The organism is Streptomyces sp. NPDC057474, from assembly GCF_042802555.1.
Classification (GTDB): domain Bacteria; phylum Actinomycetota; class Actinomycetes; order Streptomycetales; family Streptomycetaceae; genus Streptomyces.
In genome coordinates, this window is the sequence record NZ_JBHVDX010000223.1 from 1 (window position 1) to 17,142 (window position 17,142).

The window sequence follows — 17,142 nt, forward strand, 5'->3', positions numbered from 1 at the left end:
CCTGAGAACCCCGGGCGCTGCCCATGCCGTTCAGGGGCGCGGGGAACTGCGCGAGCAACCACGACTCACCTGCACCCGGGACCCCACAGATCCCCCCGAGCTCGAAGCCGCCGCTAGAACGTCAGCCCCCGTACCAGCAGATCCAGCAGCGCGCACGCGAACAGCGCGATGCCGATGAACCCGTTGACCGAGAAGAACGCCCGGTTCAGGCGGGACAGGTCGTGCGGCCGGACGATCGTGTGCTCGTACACGAACGCGCCCGCGACGACCGCCAGGCCCAGCCAGAGGAAGGCACCCGCGTCGGTGACGACGGCGTACCAGACGAACAGCGCGGTGGTGACGGCGTGGCAGACCCTCGCCGACCAGATCGCCGCCGGGATGCCGAAGCGGGCCGGGACCGACAGGACGCCCGATTCGCGGTCGGAGTCGATGTCCTGGCAGGCGTAGATGAGGTCGAAGCCGCCGATCCAGATGCCGACCGCCAGGCCGAGGACGACCGCCTCCCAGGACCACTCGCCCGTGATGGCGAGCCAGCCGCCGATGGGGCCCATGGCCTGGGCGAGGCCGAGGATGGCCTGGGGGTAGTTCGTGAAGCGTTTGCCGTAGGGGTAGACGACCATCGGGATCACGGCGATGGGGGCCAGGGCGAGGCAGAGGGGGTTCAGCAGAGCCGCCGCGCCCAGGAAGATCACCAACGCGATCAGGGCGCCCGTCCAGGCGTGCTTCACCGACATCGCGCCGGTCACCAGTTCGCGGTGTGCCGTACGCGGGTTCCGTGCGTCGATCTCGCGGTCGATGATCCGGTTGACCGCCATCGCGAACGTCCGCAGACCCACCATGCAGATGGTGACCAGGAGCAGCCGGGCCCAGTGGACGTTGCCGTCCAGCTGGAACATGGCGGTGAGCGCGGCGATGTACGCGAAGGGGAGCGCGAAGATCGAGTGCTCGATCATCACCAGCCGGAGGAAGGCCTTCGTCCGGCCCGGCTGGGGGATCGCGGCGGAGGCGCTGCTCACAGCCCGTACTCCTTCCAGCGGCGGTCGACCAGGGCCGCCGTCGCAGGGTCCGACTCGACCATGTCCGGCCAGCCTCCGTCCCGGGTGTAGCCCTCCTCGATCCACTTCTTCGTGGCGTCGATGCCCGCCTTGCCGCCCCAGAACTGCTGGTAGGAGGCGTGGTCCAGATGGTCCACCGGGCCCTCGACCACCGAGAGGTCGCGGGCGTAGTCCGTGTTGCCGAGCGCGCGCCAGGCGACCTCGTGCAGGTCGTGGACGTCGCAGTCGGAGTCGACCACCACGATCAGCTTGGTCAGGGACATCATGTGAGCGCCCCAGATCGCGTGCATGACCTTCTGCGCGTGCTTCGGGTACTTCTTCTCGATCGAGATGATCGCGCAGTTGTGGAAGCCGCCCGCCTCGGGGAGGTGGTAGTCCACGATGTCCGGGACGATGATCTTCAGCAGGGGGAGGAAGAAGCGTTCCGTCGCGCGGCCCAGCGGGCCGTCCTCCGTCGGCGGTCGGCCGACGACGATCGACTGGAGCAGCGGCCGCTTCCGCATCGTCACGCAGTCGATCTTCAGGGCGGGGAAGGGTTCCTGCGGCGTGTAGAAGCCGGTGTGGTCACCGAACGGGCCCTCGGGGAGCATCTCGCCGGGCTCCAGCCAGCCCTCGATCACGACCTCCGCCTGCGCCGGCACCTGCAACGGCACCGTCTTGCAGTCGACCATCTCGATCCGCTTCCCCGAGACGAACCCGGCGAACAGGTACTCGTCGATGTCACCGGGGAGCGGGGCGGTGGAGGCGTACGTCACGGCGGGCGGGCAGCCGAAGGCGATGGCGACCGGCAGCCGCTCGCCGCGCTTGGCGGCCACCTGGTAGTGGTTGCGGCTGTCCTTGTGGATCTGCCAGTGCATGCCGATGGTGCGCTTGTCGTGGCGCTGGAGGCGGTAGAGGCCGAGGTTGCGTACGCCGGTCTCGGGGTGCTTGGTGTGGGTGAGGCCGAGGTTGAAGAAGGAGCCGCCGTCCTTCGGCCAGGTGAAGAGCGCGGGGAGGGCGTCGAGGTCGACGTCGTCGCCCTGGAGGACCACCTCCTGGACGGGGGCGCTGTCCGGCTTCACCTTCTTCGGCGGGACGTGCGTCATCGCGCCGAGCTTCCCGAACGCCTCGCGCACGCCCACGAAGCCCTGCGGCAGCTCGGGCTTGAGCAGGCCGCCGATCTTCTCGCTGATCTCGCCGTACGACTTGAGGCCGAGAGCCTTCAGCAGGCGGCGGTCCGTGCCGAAGACGTTCATCGCGAGGGGCATCGAGGAGCCCTTCACGTTCTCGAAGAGCAGGGCGGGGCCGCCGGCCTTGTTGACCCGGTCGACGATCTCCCCGACCTCCAGGTAGGGGTCGACTTCGGCCTTGATGCGCTTGAGATCGCCCTCGCGCTCCAGTGCGCGGAGCAGGGAGCGAAGATCGTCGTAAGCCATGGGGTCAAGTATCACCGAGGGGCTACCCTGACCCCGTCACGGGGCCCGGCGCACGGTCCCGCCGTCACTTCCGGGGGCCGGTACGCGGGCCCACCGCCGCTTCCAGGGGGCTGTTCCCATGCTCAGGGTGTTGATGTACCTCGTGCCGTTGGCGCTGACCATCTATGCGTTCATCGACTGCCTCAACACCCCCGAGGACGAGGCGAAGCACCTGCCGAAGATCGCCTGGGTCTTCATCATCCTGCTCTTCTGGATCGTCGGCCCGATCGCCTGGCTCGCCGCCGGCAAGCTGCGAGGCGCCCCCGCGGGTGGCCGCACCCCCTCCGAGTGGCACCGCAACCACCGCACGGAGTACGTCGCCCCCGACGACAACCCCGAGTTCCTGAAGTCCCTGTCCGAGGACAACAAGAAGGACGAGTCCCTCCTCAAGAGCTGGGAGGCCGACCTGCGCCGCCGCGAGGAGGAACTGAAGCGGCAGGAGGAGGAGAAGCCGAACAACGGGGACCAGGGGGATGGCAAGAAGGACGGCCAGGAGTAACGCGGCCCCATACATACCGCTGCCTTGCCGGCCGGCACGTCGAAGCCGGCGCAGCTGCGCGTCCAGACCGGGGGCCCGCCAACTCCCGTACGAGCGCGGTGCGTACGGGATCGGCGAGGGCCGCGGGCGCGGTCAGGACCGGGACGTCGTCGGGGTGGGTGTACTCGGGGGCCCGCCCGGTGACCGGCACGTTCTCTCTCCCTCGCCACGTCCGCCCCGGCGCCTTCGCCGGCGAGGCGTGGCGGCCGCTTCGGTGCGGGGCCATGCTCAGTCCGCCGGTGTCTCCCCCACCTTGTCGACGACCCCGACCTCCAGCAGGGCCTGGCTCTCCGAGCCCAGGTACTTCAGGCTCTCCCTGTCGAAGACCCACACGGCACGGTCGTCGCCCTCGCCGAAGGCCAGGCCGACGCCCTCGCGGCCGACGGCGTCCTTCGCCTCCTCGGCGATCCGCACACCCGGGATCCTGGCGGCGACGCGGAAGAGCGCGCCGTTCAGGTCGGGCAGCAGTTGGGCCCCGTCGAGCATCGTGGTGATGTACTCCAGCGCGGCCTCCTCATGGGTCGGGCCCTGGCCGCTGGTCTCGGCCCACACCTTGTCGTACAGCCTGTCGGGGTCCGTGGGCAGCGCCCGCAGTTCGTGGTAGAAGCTGTGATTCGGGTCGGCCGAGAGCGTCATGTCCTCGGTCCTGGCCTGCATGCTCTTCTTGAGGGCCCCGTCCTGGATCCCCTCCGGGATCGGCTGTCCCTCCGGCCACGTGGTCCGGGCGAGCCCCTCCCGCTCGCCGTCGGCGGAGATCCAGTCGGTCCGCCGGTACGGATACTCCTTCTTCGCGTCCTCCGTGTCCTTCGGGCTCTGCGTGTTCTGCACGCCCTCGAACGCGTCCTCGGCCGAGAGCCCGGCCGTCGTCGTGCCCTGGGTCCTGATGTAGAGGTACTGGTCGTCGCGTACGGGCGTGGGTTCCCCGTCCGTCGCGGCCGCGGCGATGCGCTGCAGCAGCCCGGCCGCGTCCTCGGCGGCGGCGGGCTCCCGGCCGACCACACCGGTCGCGATCACCGTCGCGAGGACCGCGGTGGCCACGCCGAGCGGTATCGCGACGACCGCGAACCGACGGCGCGGCCTGGCCCCCGGCTCGCGCGCCCCGGTGATCCGTACGGTGGCCTCGCCGGTGATCTCCTGCCTGAGGTGGTCCTCCAGCCGCGCCAGACGGTCGTCCGACAGGAGCGGGTCACCCGGGCTGGGCAGCAGCCGTGCCAGTTCTTCTCGTTCCACGGGATTCATCGGTGTCTCTCCTGTGCCTCTGCCTGTGCCTGTGCCGGCCTGACCGCCTCGGTGCGGCCGACAGGTATCTGTCCGCCGCCGGGGAGGGGTCTCGTTCTTTCGCGCCGTACGGGCTGCCGCGCGAGTTCCGCCTCCGCGAGGCCGCGCAGGCGTTGCCGGGCGCGGGCCAGCCGCGACCGTACGGTGCTGACGGGCACGTCCAGGGCCTCGGCGGCGGCCGCGTAGCTCAGCCCCGACCAGACGCACAGCGCGAACACCTCGCGCTCGCGGCGGCGCAGCTTGGCGAGGGCCGCGTGGGCGGCGGCGAGCCGGTCGGCGTCCTCCATCCGGCCGACCAGGTCGTCGGCGAAGTCGGGCACGGTCTCGCGTTCGGCGTGGCGTTCCGGGAGCCGGGCGAGGGCGGCGCTGTGCCGCCGGGCGGCGCGGCGGGTATTGCGGAGCACGTTCGTGGCGATGCCGAACAGCCAGGCCCGCAGACTGCTGTCACCGGGACCGCCGTCGCCGGGGCCGCCGTCGCCGGGACCGCCATCGCCGTCGTGGGAGCCGTCCGCCCCGGACCCCTTGGCGGTCTCGGCCAACTCGGCGTCCGACAGCAGCTTCTCGCGCAGCCGCCAGGCCTCCAGGAAGGTCAGCGAGACGACGTCCTCCGCCGTGTTCCGGTCAGCCGTCAGCCGCGCGGCATGGCCGTACACGGCTTGCGCGTGCTCCCGGAAGAGTCGGCTGAACGCCTCCGGATCGCCGTCCCGTACGCGTGTCCGTAAAGAATGTTCCACGCCTTCCCCTGTCCGCCCGGCACGGGCCGTCCCTGTGTCCCCGGTCACACAGGAAGCCGCCTCCCGCCACACTCCGAACCGCCCTAACCTTCAACCCGATGCCTCAGCCCGAACAACCCTCCACCGCCACCACCCGCCTCCGCCCGATCACGACCCGCCACAACACCTTGACCACCCGCACGGCGGCCATGCTGGAGGGAGCGGGCCACCTGCACGCGTACCTGACGCCGTCGGACGACGTGACGTCCACCTGAAGGCACACGAGAGCCCGGCCCAGGAGTGGCATATGCCGTGCCGGAGGTCGATGATGGACAAAGGGTAAGAAGGTGATGATGACGAACGGCCGCGAGTCGGAGAGGCGCCGTTCCTCGTCGCGGCAGGACGCCGCCGAGGAACGGCTCTCCGCGCCCGAGGCCATGCGGAGCGCGATCGAGCAGCTCACCGAGTTGCTGGGCCGCGCTCCCGAGTCTGTTTCCGCGCTGAAGCCGACCGACGAGGGCTGGGAGGCCCAGGTCGAGGTCCTGGAGCTGGAGCGCATCCCGCAGACGACCAGTGTGATGGCCGCCTACCGGGTCGCTCTGGATCCCGCGGGCAAACTGCTGGCGTACGAGCGCGGACGCCGGTACACGCGCGCGCAGGTCGACCGGGGCAACCGCTGAGCCGCAGACGCCACAGCCGCCGCTGAATCCAGAACAGGCTGCCGCTGGAGCTACGGTTCGCTGCACCCTGCCGTACGGCTTCCCGCATCGGAAGGGAAGAGATCGTGACTGTGGTGCCGCAGAGCGAGGGCGGCGCCGGCGCCGCCCGTGGTGGTGGCTCGGGAAACCTCTACGACGTGCTGGAACTCGTCCTGGACCGGGGGCTGGTCATCGACGCGTTCGTACGGGTGTCCCTGGTGGGCATCGAGATTCTGAAGATCGACGCCCGGGTCGTGGTGGCCAGCGTCGACACGTATCTGCGCTTCGCGGAGGCGTGCAACCGACTGGACCTGGAATCGGGACGCAAGGCCCCCTCCCAGCTGACGGACATCGTCGGGGACACCACCGAGTCGGGGGCCCGGGGCAAGAGCAAAGGGGCGCTCACGGGTGCGGTCGAGGCCGTCAGCGAGTCGCTCCAGAAGGGGCGCGGGGACGACGAGCGCGAGTCCGTCGGGCGGGAGAAGCAGCGCGTGCGCTCCGAGCGGGGCGCGAGCCGGCGTTCCTCCAGGGACCGTGAGGAGTGAGCGAGCCGATGTCCGTGTACGTCTACGCGATCACCAAGGCGGCGCATCCGCTGGGCCTGGACGACGTCAAGGGCGTCGGCGAGGACCCCGCCGAACTGCACGCCGTCAGCAGCGGCGACCTGAGCGCCGTCATCAGCGAGGCCCCCGAGGTGCTCTCGGTCAGCCGCCGGGACGTGGAGGCCCATCACGAGGTCCAGGAACAGCTGTGGGCCGACGGCGCCATCCTGCCGATGAGCTTCGGGTTCGTCGCCCAGGACGAGGCCGCCGTGGAAATGCTGCTCCAGGAGCGGGCCGAGGCGTTCTCCCGGCGCCTCGACGAACTCACCGGGCGCGCGGAGTTCAACGTCAAGGGCCTACTGGACGAGGACACCCTCCTACGCGCCGTTCTGACGGACTCCGCCCGGGCGCGCGAGCTGAACGACGCGATCCGCGAGGGCGGCGGGACGTACGAGGACCGCCTCGCCCTCGGTGAACTCGTGGCCCAGGAGGTGCAGGGCCGGCAGGAGGCGCTCGGCGAGGAGGCCCTCGCCGCGCTGCGGCCGTACGCCCTGGCCGAGCAGGTCGCCCCGCCGTCCCAGCAGTACTTCGTGAACGCCTCTTTCCTGGTGGACGGCGAAAAGTCCGACGAGTTCGCCGAGGCCGGCGGGGAGCTGGCCGAGGCCCTGGGAGAGGGGGTGGAGCTGCGGCTGCGCGGGCCGCTGCCGCCGTACAGCTTCGTATGACCGTCGCATGAGCCCGTCGTATGAGCCCGTCGTGAGCCTCGTACGACCCGCAGCCTGATTCGCCTGAGGAGGCGTTGTGGTGGGACTGGTCGGGACCATTCTTACGTTGCCGTTCGCTCCCGTGCGGGGCGTGGGGTGGGTGGTCGACAAGGTTCGGCAGGCCGCCGAGGACGAGTACTACGACCCGGGCCCCATCCAGGAGGAGCTGGTGAAGCTGGAGCGGGCGCGGACCGAGGGGCAGGTCGACGAGGAGGAGTTCGCGCGGCGCGAGGAGGAGTTGCTGCACCGGCTGGAGGAGATCAGCGCCTACCGGCTCCAGCAGAGGGAGACAGAGTCATGAACAACGCCACGATCGGCGCGGCCGTCCTCGGCGGGTATCTGCTGGGGCGGACGAAGAAGGCCAAGCTAGCCCTCGGCCTCGGCGCGATGCTGGCCGGGTCCCGCGTCAAACCCGGGCAGCTGGGCAAGGCGCTCGATGCCCCGTTCCTCGGCGACCTCACCAAGCGGGTGCGCACCGAGCTGACGGACGCGAGCAAGGCAGCGGCGACCTCCGTACTGACGTCGAAGGCCGAGAGCCTCGCCGGGACCCTGCACGACCGCACCGCAGGGCTGCGGGAGCGGGCCGAGGGGGACGGCGAGCAGGACGAGGACGAGGGCGAGGAGAGGGACCAGGCCGAGGACCAGGCCGAGGACGAGGACGAGGAGAAGGACCAGGCCGAGGACGAAGACGAGCAGGCCGAGGACGAAGACGAAGACGAGGCCGAACAGAAGGACCAGGCCGAGGACGAGGACGAAGAGAAGGACCAGGCCGAGGAGAAGGGCCCCGAAGAGGACGAGAAGGCCGAAGAGGGCCGGAAGAGGCCGGCCAAGAAGGCCGGCACAGGGGCCACGGCGCGCCGGAGCGGCGGACGCTCGACGGCGCAGCGCGGCGGGTCGACGGCCCGGAAGAGCGAACCGCGCCCGAAGAAGAAGACCGCCGCCGCGAGCCGCGCCAAGAGCGGCAGTGGCACACGGTCGAGGAGGCAGGACGATGGCTGAGGGCAGAACGGCGAACGGTACCGGCACCCTCAGCAGGACGCGCGAGGAGGCCGACGGGAACGCGGATTCGGGCACGACCCGGCTGAAGGAAGAGCTGGAGGACTACATCGAGGCCCGACTGTCGCTGATGCTCCAGGATGTGGGCCACGGGCTGGGCGATGGCGCGCGCAAGCTGAGCGACATGAGCGCGGGGACACTGACGTCGACCGCGTCCCATGCCAAGGACGCGCTGGCCGACAAGGCGAAGGGCATCACGGGCAAGGCGAAGGACGCCGTCACCGACAAGGCCAAGGACGTCACGGGCAAGGCGAAGGACGCCGTCACCGACAAGGCCAAGGACGTCACCGAGAAGGCGAAGGACGCCGTCGGCAAGGGGCACGGCAAGGACCCCTCGGGCGGCAGCGGCAAGGGGCACACCATCATCGAGGACATCGACGTGGGTGTCCCGGTGCGCGAGGCGTACGACCAGTGGACGCAGTTCGAGGACTTCGAACGGTTCGCCAAGGGTGTGGTCGGCGTCGAGCAGAAGGACGAGGCCACCACCCAGTGGCACGTCAAGGTCGCCAAGTCGAACCGCCGCTGGCGCGGCACCATCACGGAACAGGTGCCCGACGAGCGCATCGCCTGGACGTCCGAGGGCGACAAGGCCACCACCAGGGGCGTCGTCACCTTTCACCCGCTCGGGGAGAACCTCACCAAGGTGTTGCTCGTCCTTGAGTACTTCCCCAAGGGACTCTTCGAGAAGGTGGGAGGCCTGTTCCGGGCCCAGGGCCGCCGCGCCCGCCTCGACCTCAAGCTCTACCGCACGTTCGTCATGATGCGCGGCGAGGCCACCGGGGGCTGGCGCGGAGAGATCCGCGACGGAGAGGTCCAGGAGCCGGAGGCGTCCGACGAGGAGCGGGACGAGGAGGACGCAGAGAAGGCGGAAGACGCGGAGGAAGCGGAGGACGCGGAGGACCGGTACGACGAGGACGACGAACCCGAGGCCGAGAACGAGGACGACGAGGACGAGGCCGAGGACGAGGACGAGGAAGGCGAATGGGAGGAGGAAGAAGAAGAAGAAGAAGAGGCCGCGGACGAATACGAGGACGACGAGGACGACGAGGACGGAGAACCCGAGGTCGAGGGCGAGGACGAAGGGCGGGAGACAGCGAGGTCGAGGAGGTCGAGTGAGCCGTGACCCAGTCCGACTCCCCCGTTCCCTCGCCGTCGCGGAACCCCTATCCGTACGGCGGTGGTCAGGGCTCCAGCGCGAACCTCGCCGATATCCTTGAACGCGTGCTCGACAAGGGCATCGTCATCGTCGGCGACATCAAGATCAACCTGCTCGACATCGAGCTGCTCACCATCAAACTGCGCCTCCTGGTGGCCTCGGTCGACAAGGCCAAGGAGATCGGCATCGACTGGTGGGAGCACGACCCCGCCCTCTCCTCCCGCGCGTCCCGCTCCGACGGCCGACGCTCCCTCGCCGACGAGAACGAGCGTCTCCGCGCCGAGGTGAAGGAGTTGCGCGAACGCGTCGAGGAGTCCCCGCCGCAGCTGTCGGCGGCCGCGAGCGGCTCGCCCGAGCGCCGCCGCCCCCGCGCCGCCGAGCGCCAGCCCCGCGAGGCGGCGCCACGCGAGGAACGCCGTACGGAGGAGCCGCGACGCAAGCGGCGCAAGGCAGCGGTGAACGACGAGGACAACGAGGACCGGGACTGACGAGGACCGGGACTGACGAGGACCGGGACTGACGAGGACGGGGCTGAGGAGGACGGGGCTGAGGAGGGCTTCGCCGACGATGAGCGCGTACAGCGACCACAACGCCTACTACGACGACTACGACCGCCCGCTCAGCGGGCGGCAGGTGGCGCTGATCGACCTGCTCGACCGGCTGCTGAGCGGCGGCGTCGTCCTCACCGGGGACCTCGTCCTGAGCGTCGCGGACATCGACCTGGTGAGGGTGTCGCTGCGCGCGGTGATCGTCGCCGTCCGCGAACAGATGGACGAACAGTGGGCACTGGCCCTGCCCGAGCGGACGCCCCCGGAACCTGAGCGGACATCCCCGGAACCCGAGCGGACGCCCGTGGAAGGAGGCGGCGCCCATGACGACCCCCCTGTCTGACGGCGGCCCCCACACCGACCGCCTCCGCGAGGTCACCGAAGCCGCGACCCGCGCGTTCTCCCTGCTGCCCGCCCGGCCGGAAGAGGTCGCCCCGCCACGTCCCGGCCGGGGCGGAGCCGTGGCGCGCCGGTTGCGCACCGACCCCGACACGGTCGAGCGGGACCTCGTCCGTCTCGTCCTCACCATCGTCGAACTGCTCCGCCAGCTGATGGAACGCCAGGCCCTCCACCGCGTCGACCACGGCGGCCTCACCGAGGACCAGGAAGAACGCCTCGGCATGACCCTGATGGTCCTCCACGACCGCATGACCGAACTCTGCGACCGCTACGGCCTCACCCTGGACGACCTCAACCTCGACCTCGGCCCCCTGGGCACCCTGCTCCCGCCACCGCCCTGATCCGGCGCCGCGCACGTGACCCCGGTGCTGCACGGGCAGAGTGACGTCATGAATGAGGTCATGGACCAGGCAAAGGCACGCGCATGGCTCGCCACCGCCGTCGAGGAGGCGCGGGCCGGGCTCGCCGAGGGCGGCATCCCCATCGGGGCCGCGCTCTACGGGGCGGACGGCAGCGTCCTCGGGCGCGGCCACAACCGCCGTGTCCAGGACGGCGATCCCTCCACCCACGCCGAGACAGCCGCGTTCCGCGCTGCGGGACGGCAGCGGACGTATCGCGGTACGACGATGGTGACGACGCTGTCGCCGTGCTGGTACTGCTCCGGGCTGGTGCGGCAGTTCGGGATCTCGCGGGTGGTGGTCGGGGAGGCCACGACCTTCCACGGCGGGCATGACTGGCTCGCCGAGCACGGTGTGGAGGTCCTGGTGCTGGACGACCCGGAGTGTGTGTCCCTGATGCGTGACTTCGTCGAGAACGACCCGGAACTGTGGAATGAGGACATCGGTGACATCGGTGAGTAGGCCCCGCATCCCCACCATCGACCTGCGCCCCTGGCTCGACGGCGACGCCGAGGCCCGCGCCGGCATCGCCCGTACCGTCGACGAGGCGCTGCAGACCGCCGGTTTTCTCCTTGTCACCGGTCATGGGGTCGATCCGGCCCTCCGGACGCGTATCCGGGAGGCCGCCCGGGCCTTCTTCACGCTGCCCGTCGAGGCCAAGCAGGCGTACGAGGTGAAGGTCGGCGGGCGCGGGTGGCTCGGGCCCGGGGCCGAGGCGAACGGGTACGCGGAGGGTACGGAGACCCCGCCGGACCTCAAGGAGTCGCTGACGTTCGCGACGCACGAGCCGTTCGACGACCCGGTCGTGAACGCGGAGTGGTACGCGCCGAACGTGTGGCCGGCGGAGGTGCCGGAGCTGCGGGCGCTCTGCGAGGAGTACCTGGCGCGGATGGGCGAGCTGGAGAACCTGCTGCTCTCCCTCCTCGGCCAGGCCCTCGGCCTCGAGCCGGACTTCTTCTCCCGGCACATGAGCCACCCCACCTACGGTTTCAACATCAACTGGTATCCGGGCACGGAGGTCATCGGCGACCCGGTGCCGGGCCAGTTCCGGATCGGCCCGCACACCGACTTCGGCACGGTCACCATCCTCGACCGGCAGGCCGGGAAGGGCGGGCTCCAGGTGTTCACGGACGAGGGCGGCTGGGAGGACGCCCCGTACGACCCGGCGGCCTTCACCATCAACATCGGTGATCTGATGGCCCGTTGGACCGGCGACCGCTGGCGTTCCGGACGCCACCGCGTCCTGCCGCCCCCGGCCGACGAGCCCGCCGAGGAGCTGATGTCGCTGGTCTACTTCGGCGAGTGCACCCCGGGCACGGTCGTCGAGTCCGTGCCCGCGCCGGTCGGGCGGGTGGCGCACCCGCCGGTGGACTCGCACGTGTACCTGCGGGCACAGCTGGACTCGATCACCGTCAACTGACGTTCTCTCCTCCCGCCACGGGAACCCCCTCACCTCGGATGCCGTCTCCCCTTGCGTCATCACCTTGTATCGAGTGTTTGACACAAGATCCCCACCGGGGCATCTTGTACTCACCGCTTGATACAAGATGATCCGGGGGGATCTCCGCATGCTCGACACCGCCCCGCTCCAGCACCGGTTCCTCGACCACGCCGACCACTACGCCCGCTGGTCCGGGCTGGCCATAGGCCTCGTGGTCGCACAGGCGCTGTCCACGCTGGGGCACGTGGAGTTCGAGCAGCGGGTCGTGTTCTGCATCACGGCCTTCGGCCTGTGCGCGGTGGCCGGCGTGCTGCTCGCCGACGCTCTGACCCTGCGCCCCCAGGAGGCGGTCCGCACCGCCAGTCTCGCCCCGCGTCTGGTCAGAGACCATGTGCCGCCGCACATGGGCCCCCTGATCGCCCTCCAGGGGGTCTCCCTCGCCGTCCTGCTGGTGATCACGGCCGCCACGGCCTCCGTCGACCCCGACCGCATCTTCAGTACGGGGAAGGTCCTCACCCTCACCTGCAACGGGATGCGCGCGACCACCGGCCCCTGGCCCGGCCTCTACTACACCCTCCCGATGTTCGGGGCGCTCGCCATAGCCACCCCCACCTGCGTCTGGGCCCTGCGCCGCATCGCCCACGGTCCGGGCGAGGAGCAGCAGCGCCGGGATCGCGCATGGGCCGTCACCGGGGCCTGGGGCCTGCTGGTGTCGAGCCAGCAGCTGTACGCCGTGCTGATGGTCTCCCTCGCGCTGACGGAGACGGGCTGCGCCGGCGCGCTGGGCGTGCTCACCTTCTGGGTGTTCTACCCGCTGGCCCTGCTCAACCTGTTCACCGCCGTCTGGTCCCTGGTCACCGTGGTGGCACCGCGGGCCGTCGACGACGAGGCAGCGGCAGAGGGGTCCTCCGACGATGAGTGAGGCCGCCGTCCGCGTCGACACCACCAGCCAGGTACCGCCGTACGAGCAGATCCGCGCGCAGCTCGCCGCGCTGATCGTCACCGGGCGGCTGGCCGAGGGCGAGCGGCTGCCGACCGTGCGCCAGCTGGCCACGGACCTCGGGCTGGCACCGGGCACCGTCGCCCGCGCCTACCGCGAGCTGGAGGCCGCCGAGCTGATCCGCACCCGCCGGGGCGCGGGCACCCGGGTGGCGGCGCCCCCCACCGGCCCGACCCGCCCGTACGCCGTCCAACTCGCCACCCTCGCCCGCGACTTCACCTCGTCCGCCCGCGCACTGGGCGCCGACACCGAGGCCATCCTGACCGCCGTCCGCGACGCCCTGGGCCCCGATCCGTCCTGAGCGGACCGCCACGGCCCGTCACAGTGGAATCTCCTCCAGCGGCTCCAGCACCGAGTAGTCCCCGAAGCTCCGGCGATAGCGCAGGTGCCGCGTCTCCTGCGTGTGCCTGCGCTGCCACTCCTCCACCGCCGCCGGATCACTCCGTACGCCCGACTCCGCGCCGCACTCCGTCTCCTCGCCCGACACACACCGCGCCTCGTACTCCGGCTCCGCCGTCGCGTCCTGCGCGATGACGTACGGCACGTACCGGAACACGCGGCGCGGGCGGGCGGCTCCGGCGTGCTCCCGACGCTGATGGTGACGCAACAGCACGTTCGCGTCGGTCTCCGCGCTCCGGTCGTACCGGGCCCGCGCCTCGTCCCGCCGTACGGCCAGCCCGGCGCACGCCGCGCAACCGGGCAGCGGAAGAGGCGGCCGGCCAAAGCCCCCCTGCTCTCGCTGACGCACCCTCACACCCTTCTCTTCGTACGGCGGTTGGCCGCCTTCACCTGCGCCCCGATACGCTCCGCCACGGTCGCCGGCCGCAGCGTCGCCGGGTCCGCCTCCCACTCCCGGCCGCCACCCACCGGGCGCAGCATCGCGTACGGCCCGACCCTGTCCCGGTACTCCCCCACGCGCCGCGTCCGCGGATCGTAGACAAGCTGTCCCTCTGGTTCCACGCGCACTCCACAGCCATGTTCGTCACTCTGGGTGTACACAGCGTCGCCGACGGGAACGGTGGCAATCAAGGCGGTACGTGTGGCACTGGGCGTTTGCCACGGACAGCACGAGGGGGGCGTCATGACCAGGCGGAACGCGGAAGGGGCCGGTGGGGCCGGGAGTTCGGTCCTGTTCGGCGAGGTGCTGCGGCACTACCGCGAGGCGGCGCTGTTGACCCAGGAGGCCCTGGCGAGAGAGATCCCGTGCGACCGCTCGCAGGTGGCGAAGGTCGAGGCGGGCACGCGGGTGCCGAGCGAGCAGCTGGCGAAGCGGTGCGATGAAGTGCTGGACACGGGTGGGGTGTTGGCCCGGATCTGGGACAAGGTCGACTGGTATCCGGCCGTCCAGCATCCGGATTGGTTCGAGCGCCGGGTGGAGATGGAGGCGGTGGCGGTCGGCCTGCGGCAGTACCAAGAGCGTGTAGTCCCGGGCCTGTTGCAGACGGAGGACTACGCCCGCGCGCTCTTCTCCCGGTCCACCTCGGGCGATGAGGTGGAGGACCGCGTCCGGGCCCGGATGAGCCGCCAGCCCCGCTTCCTGTCTGACGATGGCCCGCTGTACGTGGTGGTCCTGGACGAGAGTTGTCTCCGCACTGCGGTGGGGAGCCCGGGCATCATGCGGGAGCAGTGCGCGCACCTGCTGAGCGTCGGGCAGCGCCCCAACATCCGTATCCAGGTGGCTCCGGCCGACCTCTTCGGGATCTTCCGCCCCCGGCAGTCCATGTCCCTGATCGAGCTGCCCGACGAACGGTGGCTCTACTCCGAGTCGATGGACCACAGCCACTTCAACAACGAACCGACGGCTTACGCCCGTTATAGCCGAACCTATGATGTGCTCAGGGCCGACATCCCGTCAGCCCGCGAGTCCGCCGCCCTGATCAGCGACGTGATGGAGGGGTACGAGCAACATGGACAGGTACGAGCTGAGCACGGCGACCTGGATCAAGAGCAGCCACAGCGGCGACAACGGCGGCGACTGCGTCGAGGTGGCCCCCGGTATCCCCGGACTCGTCCCCGTCCGTGACAGCAAGACCCCCCACGGCCCCGTACTGGTCATCAACCGCTCCGCCTGGCTCTCCTTCATAGGCGCCGTACGGTCGGAGTCGTAAGCGAACGGGCAGCCTTCGCCGTACTCCGAAAACAACCGCCCCTCCCTCCACAGCTGTTGGTAACCACAGCAGCTATGACAACCGCGACAACGCAGCCCCACTCCCTCCTCGACATACCCACGGCGTACGAGCACTCCGACGAACTCCCCCTTCATCGTGCTCGCCGGAGCCCGAGGCCTCGGCAAGAGCTCGGCGCTGCGGGAGCTGCGGACGGCGTACCGGGGCCGTACGCCCGTCGCGTTGATCGACGGCGAGGAGGCCCGGTTCGACCGGCCTCCCCCGGGCCGACCCCCGGCGTCCTGGTCGCCCGCGTACGAGGCGCTGTCGGCGATCGCGGAGCAGCTCGGGGAGCCCGTGGACGGTGCCGGGCGGATCACGTTTCCCCGACTGGCGTGCGGGCTGCTCGCCGTCGCGGCCGGGGGCTGGGGGGATCGCGGGCTGACGAGGATCTGCGCGGAGGCGGAGCGGGTCCTGCTGCTGAGCGACACGGGCGGCTGGCTGGCGGGGCGCTGGGTGGGGAAGACCGTGGCCCGGCTGGTGTCGTCGATGTCGGACCAGGGCCCGGTGGTCGAGGCGATCATCGAAACGGCGCTGGAGGCGTTCAGCGAGGGGATGTCGTCCTCGCACCGGCGGCTGCGCCGGGGCGCCGTCTGGTACCGCGACCACCCGAACGCGGCCGGGAACCCGAAGCTCGGCCTGGTCCTCCTCTCCCGGCACTTCAGGGCGGGCGGCGACGCCCGCACCCACGCCGAACACCATCTCGTACGGGCGCTGCTCGCGGACCTCGACGACGCGTACGCGGGGGTCGTGCCGCGTACGCAACGGGCCGGGCGGCCGGTGATCCTGCTCGACAACGTGCAGGAGGCGGCGGGGCGGAGGCTGCTGGAGTCGGTGCTGCGGGACCGGACGGACGGCAGGGCCGGCCAGGTGGCGTTCTTCGCCGGGTTGCGGGGGCAGGGGCACCCGGCCCTGCGGAACGCGGCCCGCCGCACCCTGCCGGAGGCGACCCGCACCAGCGGCTGGGCGCCGGGCGGTACACCGTCGTCACACGCCCTGCTGGTCACGCTCCCGCCCCTCTCCCCCGACGACACGCGGCACGTCATCGAGGCGGCCTGCGACGCGGGGCAGTCGATCCCTCCCCAACTCCCGCCCGGCATTCACCGGTTGACGGGCGGCAACCCCCTCGGCACGGCGCTCATGGCCGAAGCGGCCCGCCGGCACCTCCCCCGAGGACTCACCGCGCCGGCCGACCTGCTGCTCGCCGACGCCACCGGAAGCCCCACCTACCGCCTGTTGCTGGACCGGCTTCTCCCGGACGAGGACCACCTCGACGAGCTGGCCGTCCTCGCCATCGCCCACGACCACGACTCGGCGGTCGCCCTCGCCGAGTCACAATTCCCGGCCGACTTCGGCGAGTCGGGCGTACGGGCCCTGGAAGACCGTCTGACGGCGGAGGGCCACGCCCCCACCTCCGACCACTTCGTGAGCGACCCCTTCCTCCGGACCCTGCTGTTGCTGCGACTCCGCCACGGACGCGACGCCCACCGCGACCCGGACCACGTGGCTTGGCGGGACGCCCACCGCGCCCTCTCCGCCCACTACGGCAGCGCCCGCCCGCTCCACCGCGCCCACCACGAACTCGCCCTGGGCAACCCCGACTTCGCGATCGCCCACCTCCACGACACGCACCACTCCATGGAGCCCGGCGAGTGGCTCGCCGCCCTGGCCTTCATCGCGTCGGCCCCGCACCACACCCCCCACGACGACCGTGCCACCATCGCCCTCGACCACACGGACGCGGCCCACCGACACGTACGCCGCCTGCTCCACACGGCCTGGCACGCGGCGGACCCGTTGACCCCACCGGCTCCCGAGGCGACGGCGGGGTGGCCTTCTCGGCTGTCGGCCGGTGGGGCCTGATCGCGCAGCTCCCCGCGCCCCTGAAAGACACGGCCCCGCGGGCCGACGAAAAAGGCAGGGGCGCAGCCCCCTGC

The 17,142-nt window shown here is 70.9% G+C and carries 24 protein-coding genes and 1 pseudogene; 18 read left to right on the top strand and 7 right to left on the bottom strand.

Annotated features, from left to right (window positions below; genetic code table 11):
* Positions 1-113: 113 nt before the first annotated feature.
* Both mqnP and ACFU53_RS39130 read right to left on the bottom strand, forming a co-directional pair.
* Positions 114-1,016 (bottom strand): menaquinone biosynthesis prenyltransferase MqnP, encoded by a 903-nt coding sequence (gene mqnP / locus ACFU53_RS39125; RefSeq protein WP_384003977.1) that lies wholly within the window; start codon positions 1,014-1,016, stop codon positions 114-116.
* Positions 1,013-2,470, bottom strand: coding sequence for a menaquinone biosynthesis decarboxylase (locus ACFU53_RS39130; RefSeq protein WP_384003979.1), 1,458 nt, complete (start codon positions 2,468-2,470; stop codon positions 1,013-1,015). The genes mqnP and ACFU53_RS39130 overlap by 4 nt, the downstream gene beginning before the upstream one ends.
* Positions 2,471-2,588: 118 nt before the next feature.
* Here ACFU53_RS39130 and ACFU53_RS39135 point away from each other — a divergent pair, with 118 nt between their 5' ends.
* Positions 2,589-3,008 carry a PLD nuclease N-terminal domain-containing protein gene (locus tag ACFU53_RS39135; protein WP_384003981.1) on the top strand — a complete coding sequence of 140 codons (420 nt, stop codon included), beginning with the start codon at positions 2,589-2,591 and terminating at the stop codon, positions 3,006-3,008.
* Positions 3,009-3,022: 14 nt separating this feature from the next.
* Here ACFU53_RS39135 and ACFU53_RS39140 read toward each other — a convergent pair.
* From ACFU53_RS39140 to ACFU53_RS39150, 3 genes and pseudogenes are all read right to left on the bottom strand, one after another.
* A pseudogene (locus tag ACFU53_RS39140) lies at positions 3,023-3,217 on the bottom strand (transcriptional regulator); the annotation flags it as partial.
* A 58-nt stretch (positions 3,218-3,275) separates the two neighbouring features.
* Positions 3,276-4,286: a CU044_5270 family protein gene (locus tag ACFU53_RS39145; RefSeq protein ID WP_384003982.1), complete on the bottom strand. Its 1,011-nt coding sequence runs from the start codon at positions 4,284-4,286 to the stop codon at positions 3,276-3,278.
* On the bottom strand, positions 4,283-5,059 hold the full coding sequence (locus tag ACFU53_RS39150) for an RNA polymerase sigma factor (RefSeq protein ID WP_384003984.1): 777 nt from the start codon (positions 5,057-5,059) through the stop codon (positions 4,283-4,285). The genes ACFU53_RS39145 and ACFU53_RS39150 overlap by 4 nt, the downstream gene beginning before the upstream one ends.
* Positions 5,060-5,157: 98 nt before the next feature.
* On the opposite strand from ACFU53_RS39150, the gene ACFU53_RS39155 reads away from it, so the two are divergent.
* From ACFU53_RS39155 to ACFU53_RS39220, 14 genes are all read left to right on the top strand, one after another.
* Positions 5,158-5,313 (top strand): hypothetical protein, encoded by a 156-nt coding sequence (locus tag ACFU53_RS39155; protein ID WP_384003986.1) that lies wholly within the window; start codon positions 5,158-5,160, stop codon positions 5,311-5,313.
* 78 nt (positions 5,314-5,391) lie between these two features.
* Positions 5,392-5,718, top strand: a complete 327-nt coding sequence (locus ACFU53_RS39160) for a gas vesicle protein (protein WP_384003988.1) — start codon at positions 5,392-5,394, stop codon at positions 5,716-5,718.
* Between the two features lie 110 nt (positions 5,719-5,828).
* Positions 5,829-6,281, top strand: a complete 453-nt coding sequence (locus tag ACFU53_RS39165; RefSeq protein WP_384004022.1) for a gas vesicle structural protein GvpA — start codon at positions 5,829-5,831, stop codon at positions 6,279-6,281.
* Positions 6,278-7,003 (top strand): GvpL/GvpF family gas vesicle protein, encoded by a 726-nt coding sequence (locus ACFU53_RS39170; RefSeq protein WP_384003990.1) that lies wholly within the window; start codon positions 6,278-6,280, stop codon positions 7,001-7,003. Before ACFU53_RS39165 ends, ACFU53_RS39170 begins: the two co-directional genes overlap by 4 nt.
* 106 nt (positions 7,004-7,109) lie before the next feature.
* On the top strand, positions 7,110-7,343 hold the full coding sequence (locus ACFU53_RS39175; RefSeq protein WP_384003992.1) for a gas vesicle protein GvpG: 234 nt from the start codon (positions 7,110-7,112) through the stop codon (positions 7,341-7,343).
* Positions 7,340-8,041 (top strand): ABC transporter substrate-binding protein, encoded by a 702-nt coding sequence (locus ACFU53_RS39180; RefSeq protein WP_384003994.1) that lies wholly within the window; start codon positions 7,340-7,342, stop codon positions 8,039-8,041. The genes ACFU53_RS39175 and ACFU53_RS39180 overlap by 4 nt, the downstream gene beginning before the upstream one ends.
* Positions 8,034-9,221: an SRPBCC family protein gene (locus ACFU53_RS39185; RefSeq protein WP_384003996.1), complete on the top strand. Its 1,188-nt coding sequence runs from the start codon at positions 8,034-8,036 to the stop codon at positions 9,219-9,221. Before ACFU53_RS39180 ends, ACFU53_RS39185 begins: the two co-directional genes overlap by 8 nt.
* The gene (gene gvpJ / locus ACFU53_RS39190; protein WP_384003998.1) at positions 9,218-9,742 is read left to right on the top strand and encodes a gas vesicle protein GvpJ; all 525 of its coding nucleotides are present in this window, start codon (positions 9,218-9,220) and stop codon (positions 9,740-9,742) included. The genes ACFU53_RS39185 and gvpJ overlap by 4 nt, the downstream gene beginning before the upstream one ends.
* A 79-nt stretch (positions 9,743-9,821) precedes the next feature.
* The gene (locus ACFU53_RS39195) at positions 9,822-10,145 is read left to right on the top strand and encodes a gas vesicle protein (RefSeq protein ID WP_384004000.1); all 324 of its coding nucleotides are present in this window, start codon (positions 9,822-9,824) and stop codon (positions 10,143-10,145) included.
* Positions 10,126-10,542: a gas vesicle protein K gene (locus tag ACFU53_RS39200; protein WP_384004002.1), complete on the top strand. Its 417-nt coding sequence runs from the start codon at positions 10,126-10,128 to the stop codon at positions 10,540-10,542. Before ACFU53_RS39195 ends, ACFU53_RS39200 begins: the two co-directional genes overlap by 20 nt.
* A gap of 48 nt (positions 10,543-10,590) precedes the next feature.
* Positions 10,591-11,061, top strand: coding sequence for a nucleoside deaminase (locus ACFU53_RS39205; RefSeq protein ID WP_384004004.1), 471 nt, complete (start codon positions 10,591-10,593; stop codon positions 11,059-11,061).
* Complete coding sequence (locus ACFU53_RS39210; RefSeq protein ID WP_384004006.1) at positions 11,033-12,019, top strand: isopenicillin N synthase family dioxygenase; 987 nt, start codon at positions 11,033-11,035, stop codon at positions 12,017-12,019. Before ACFU53_RS39205 ends, ACFU53_RS39210 begins: the two co-directional genes overlap by 29 nt.
* A gap of 148 nt (positions 12,020-12,167) precedes the next feature.
* Positions 12,168-12,962: a hypothetical protein gene (locus ACFU53_RS39215; protein ID WP_384004008.1), complete on the top strand. Its 795-nt coding sequence runs from the start codon at positions 12,168-12,170 to the stop codon at positions 12,960-12,962.
* Positions 12,955-13,341, top strand: coding sequence for a GntR family transcriptional regulator (locus tag ACFU53_RS39220; protein WP_384004010.1), 387 nt, complete (start codon positions 12,955-12,957; stop codon positions 13,339-13,341). The genes ACFU53_RS39215 and ACFU53_RS39220 overlap by 8 nt, the downstream gene beginning before the upstream one ends.
* A gap of 18 nt (positions 13,342-13,359) precedes the next feature.
* Here the strand turns inward: ACFU53_RS39220 and ACFU53_RS39225 are convergent, their stop codons facing one another.
* A complete protein-coding gene (locus tag ACFU53_RS39225) occupies positions 13,360-13,788 on the bottom strand; it encodes a hypothetical protein (protein ID WP_384004012.1) in 429 nt (142 codons plus the stop codon).
* Positions 13,789-13,790: 2 nt separating this feature from the next.
* The gene (locus ACFU53_RS39230; RefSeq protein ID WP_384004014.1) at positions 13,791-14,000 is read right to left on the bottom strand and encodes a hypothetical protein; all 210 of its coding nucleotides are present in this window, start codon (positions 13,998-14,000) and stop codon (positions 13,791-13,793) included.
* 121 nt (positions 14,001-14,121) lie between these two features.
* On the opposite strand from ACFU53_RS39230, the gene ACFU53_RS39235 reads away from it, so the two are divergent.
* The 3 genes from ACFU53_RS39235 (at position 14,122) to ACFU53_RS39245 (ending at position 17,068) form a co-directional block, all read left to right on the top strand.
* On the top strand, positions 14,122-15,063 hold the full coding sequence (locus tag ACFU53_RS39235; RefSeq protein ID WP_384004016.1) for a Scr1 family TA system antitoxin-like transcriptional regulator: 942 nt from the start codon (positions 14,122-14,124) through the stop codon (positions 15,061-15,063).
* The gene (locus ACFU53_RS39240) at positions 15,026-15,148 is read left to right on the top strand and encodes a DUF397 domain-containing protein (RefSeq protein ID WP_384004018.1); all 123 of its coding nucleotides are present in this window, start codon (positions 15,026-15,028) and stop codon (positions 15,146-15,148) included. Before ACFU53_RS39235 ends, ACFU53_RS39240 begins: the two co-directional genes overlap by 38 nt.
* 156 nt (positions 15,149-15,304) lie before the next feature.
* Positions 15,305-17,068: a hypothetical protein gene (locus ACFU53_RS39245; protein WP_384004020.1), complete on the top strand. Its 1,764-nt coding sequence runs from the start codon at positions 15,305-15,307 to the stop codon at positions 17,066-17,068.
* Positions 17,069-17,142: the final 74 nt, after the last annotated feature.

What these genes read in the sequence shown, in the direction of transcription:
- ACFU53_RS39130 (WP_384003979.1), bottom strand. Translation starts at nt 2,470, where the DNA reads ATGGCTTACGACGATCTTCGCTCCCTGCTCCGCGCACTGGAGCGCGAG.
- ACFU53_RS39135 (WP_384003981.1), top strand. Translation starts at nt 2,589, where the DNA reads ATGCTCAGGGTGTTGATGTACCTCGTGCCGTTGGCGCTGACCATCTAT.
- ACFU53_RS39145 (WP_384003982.1), bottom strand. Translation starts at nt 4,286, where the DNA reads ATGAATCCCGTGGAACGAGAAGAACTGGCACGGCTGCTGCCCAGCCCG.
- ACFU53_RS39155 (WP_384003986.1), top strand. Translation starts at nt 5,158, where the DNA reads ATGCCTCAGCCCGAACAACCCTCCACCGCCACCACCCGCCTCCGCCCG.
- ACFU53_RS39160 (WP_384003988.1), top strand. Translation starts at nt 5,392, where the DNA reads ATGACGAACGGCCGCGAGTCGGAGAGGCGCCGTTCCTCGTCGCGGCAG.
- ACFU53_RS39180 (WP_384003994.1), top strand. Translation starts at nt 7,340, where the DNA reads ATGAACAACGCCACGATCGGCGCGGCCGTCCTCGGCGGGTATCTGCTG.
- ACFU53_RS39185 (WP_384003996.1), top strand. Translation starts at nt 8,034, where the DNA reads ATGGCTGAGGGCAGAACGGCGAACGGTACCGGCACCCTCAGCAGGACG.
- ACFU53_RS39195 (WP_384004000.1), top strand. Translation starts at nt 9,822, where the DNA reads ATGAGCGCGTACAGCGACCACAACGCCTACTACGACGACTACGACCGC.
- ACFU53_RS39200 (WP_384004002.1), top strand. Translation starts at nt 10,126, where the DNA reads ATGACGACCCCCCTGTCTGACGGCGGCCCCCACACCGACCGCCTCCGC.
- ACFU53_RS39205 (WP_384004004.1), top strand. Translation starts at nt 10,591, where the DNA reads ATGAATGAGGTCATGGACCAGGCAAAGGCACGCGCATGGCTCGCCACC.
- ACFU53_RS39210 (WP_384004006.1), top strand. Translation starts at nt 11,033, where the DNA reads ATGAGGACATCGGTGACATCGGTGAGTAGGCCCCGCATCCCCACCATC.
- ACFU53_RS39215 (WP_384004008.1), top strand. Translation starts at nt 12,168, where the DNA reads ATGCTCGACACCGCCCCGCTCCAGCACCGGTTCCTCGACCACGCCGAC.
- ACFU53_RS39220 (WP_384004010.1), top strand. Translation starts at nt 12,955, where the DNA reads ATGAGTGAGGCCGCCGTCCGCGTCGACACCACCAGCCAGGTACCGCCG.
- ACFU53_RS39235 (WP_384004016.1), top strand. Translation starts at nt 14,122, where the DNA reads ATGACCAGGCGGAACGCGGAAGGGGCCGGTGGGGCCGGGAGTTCGGTC.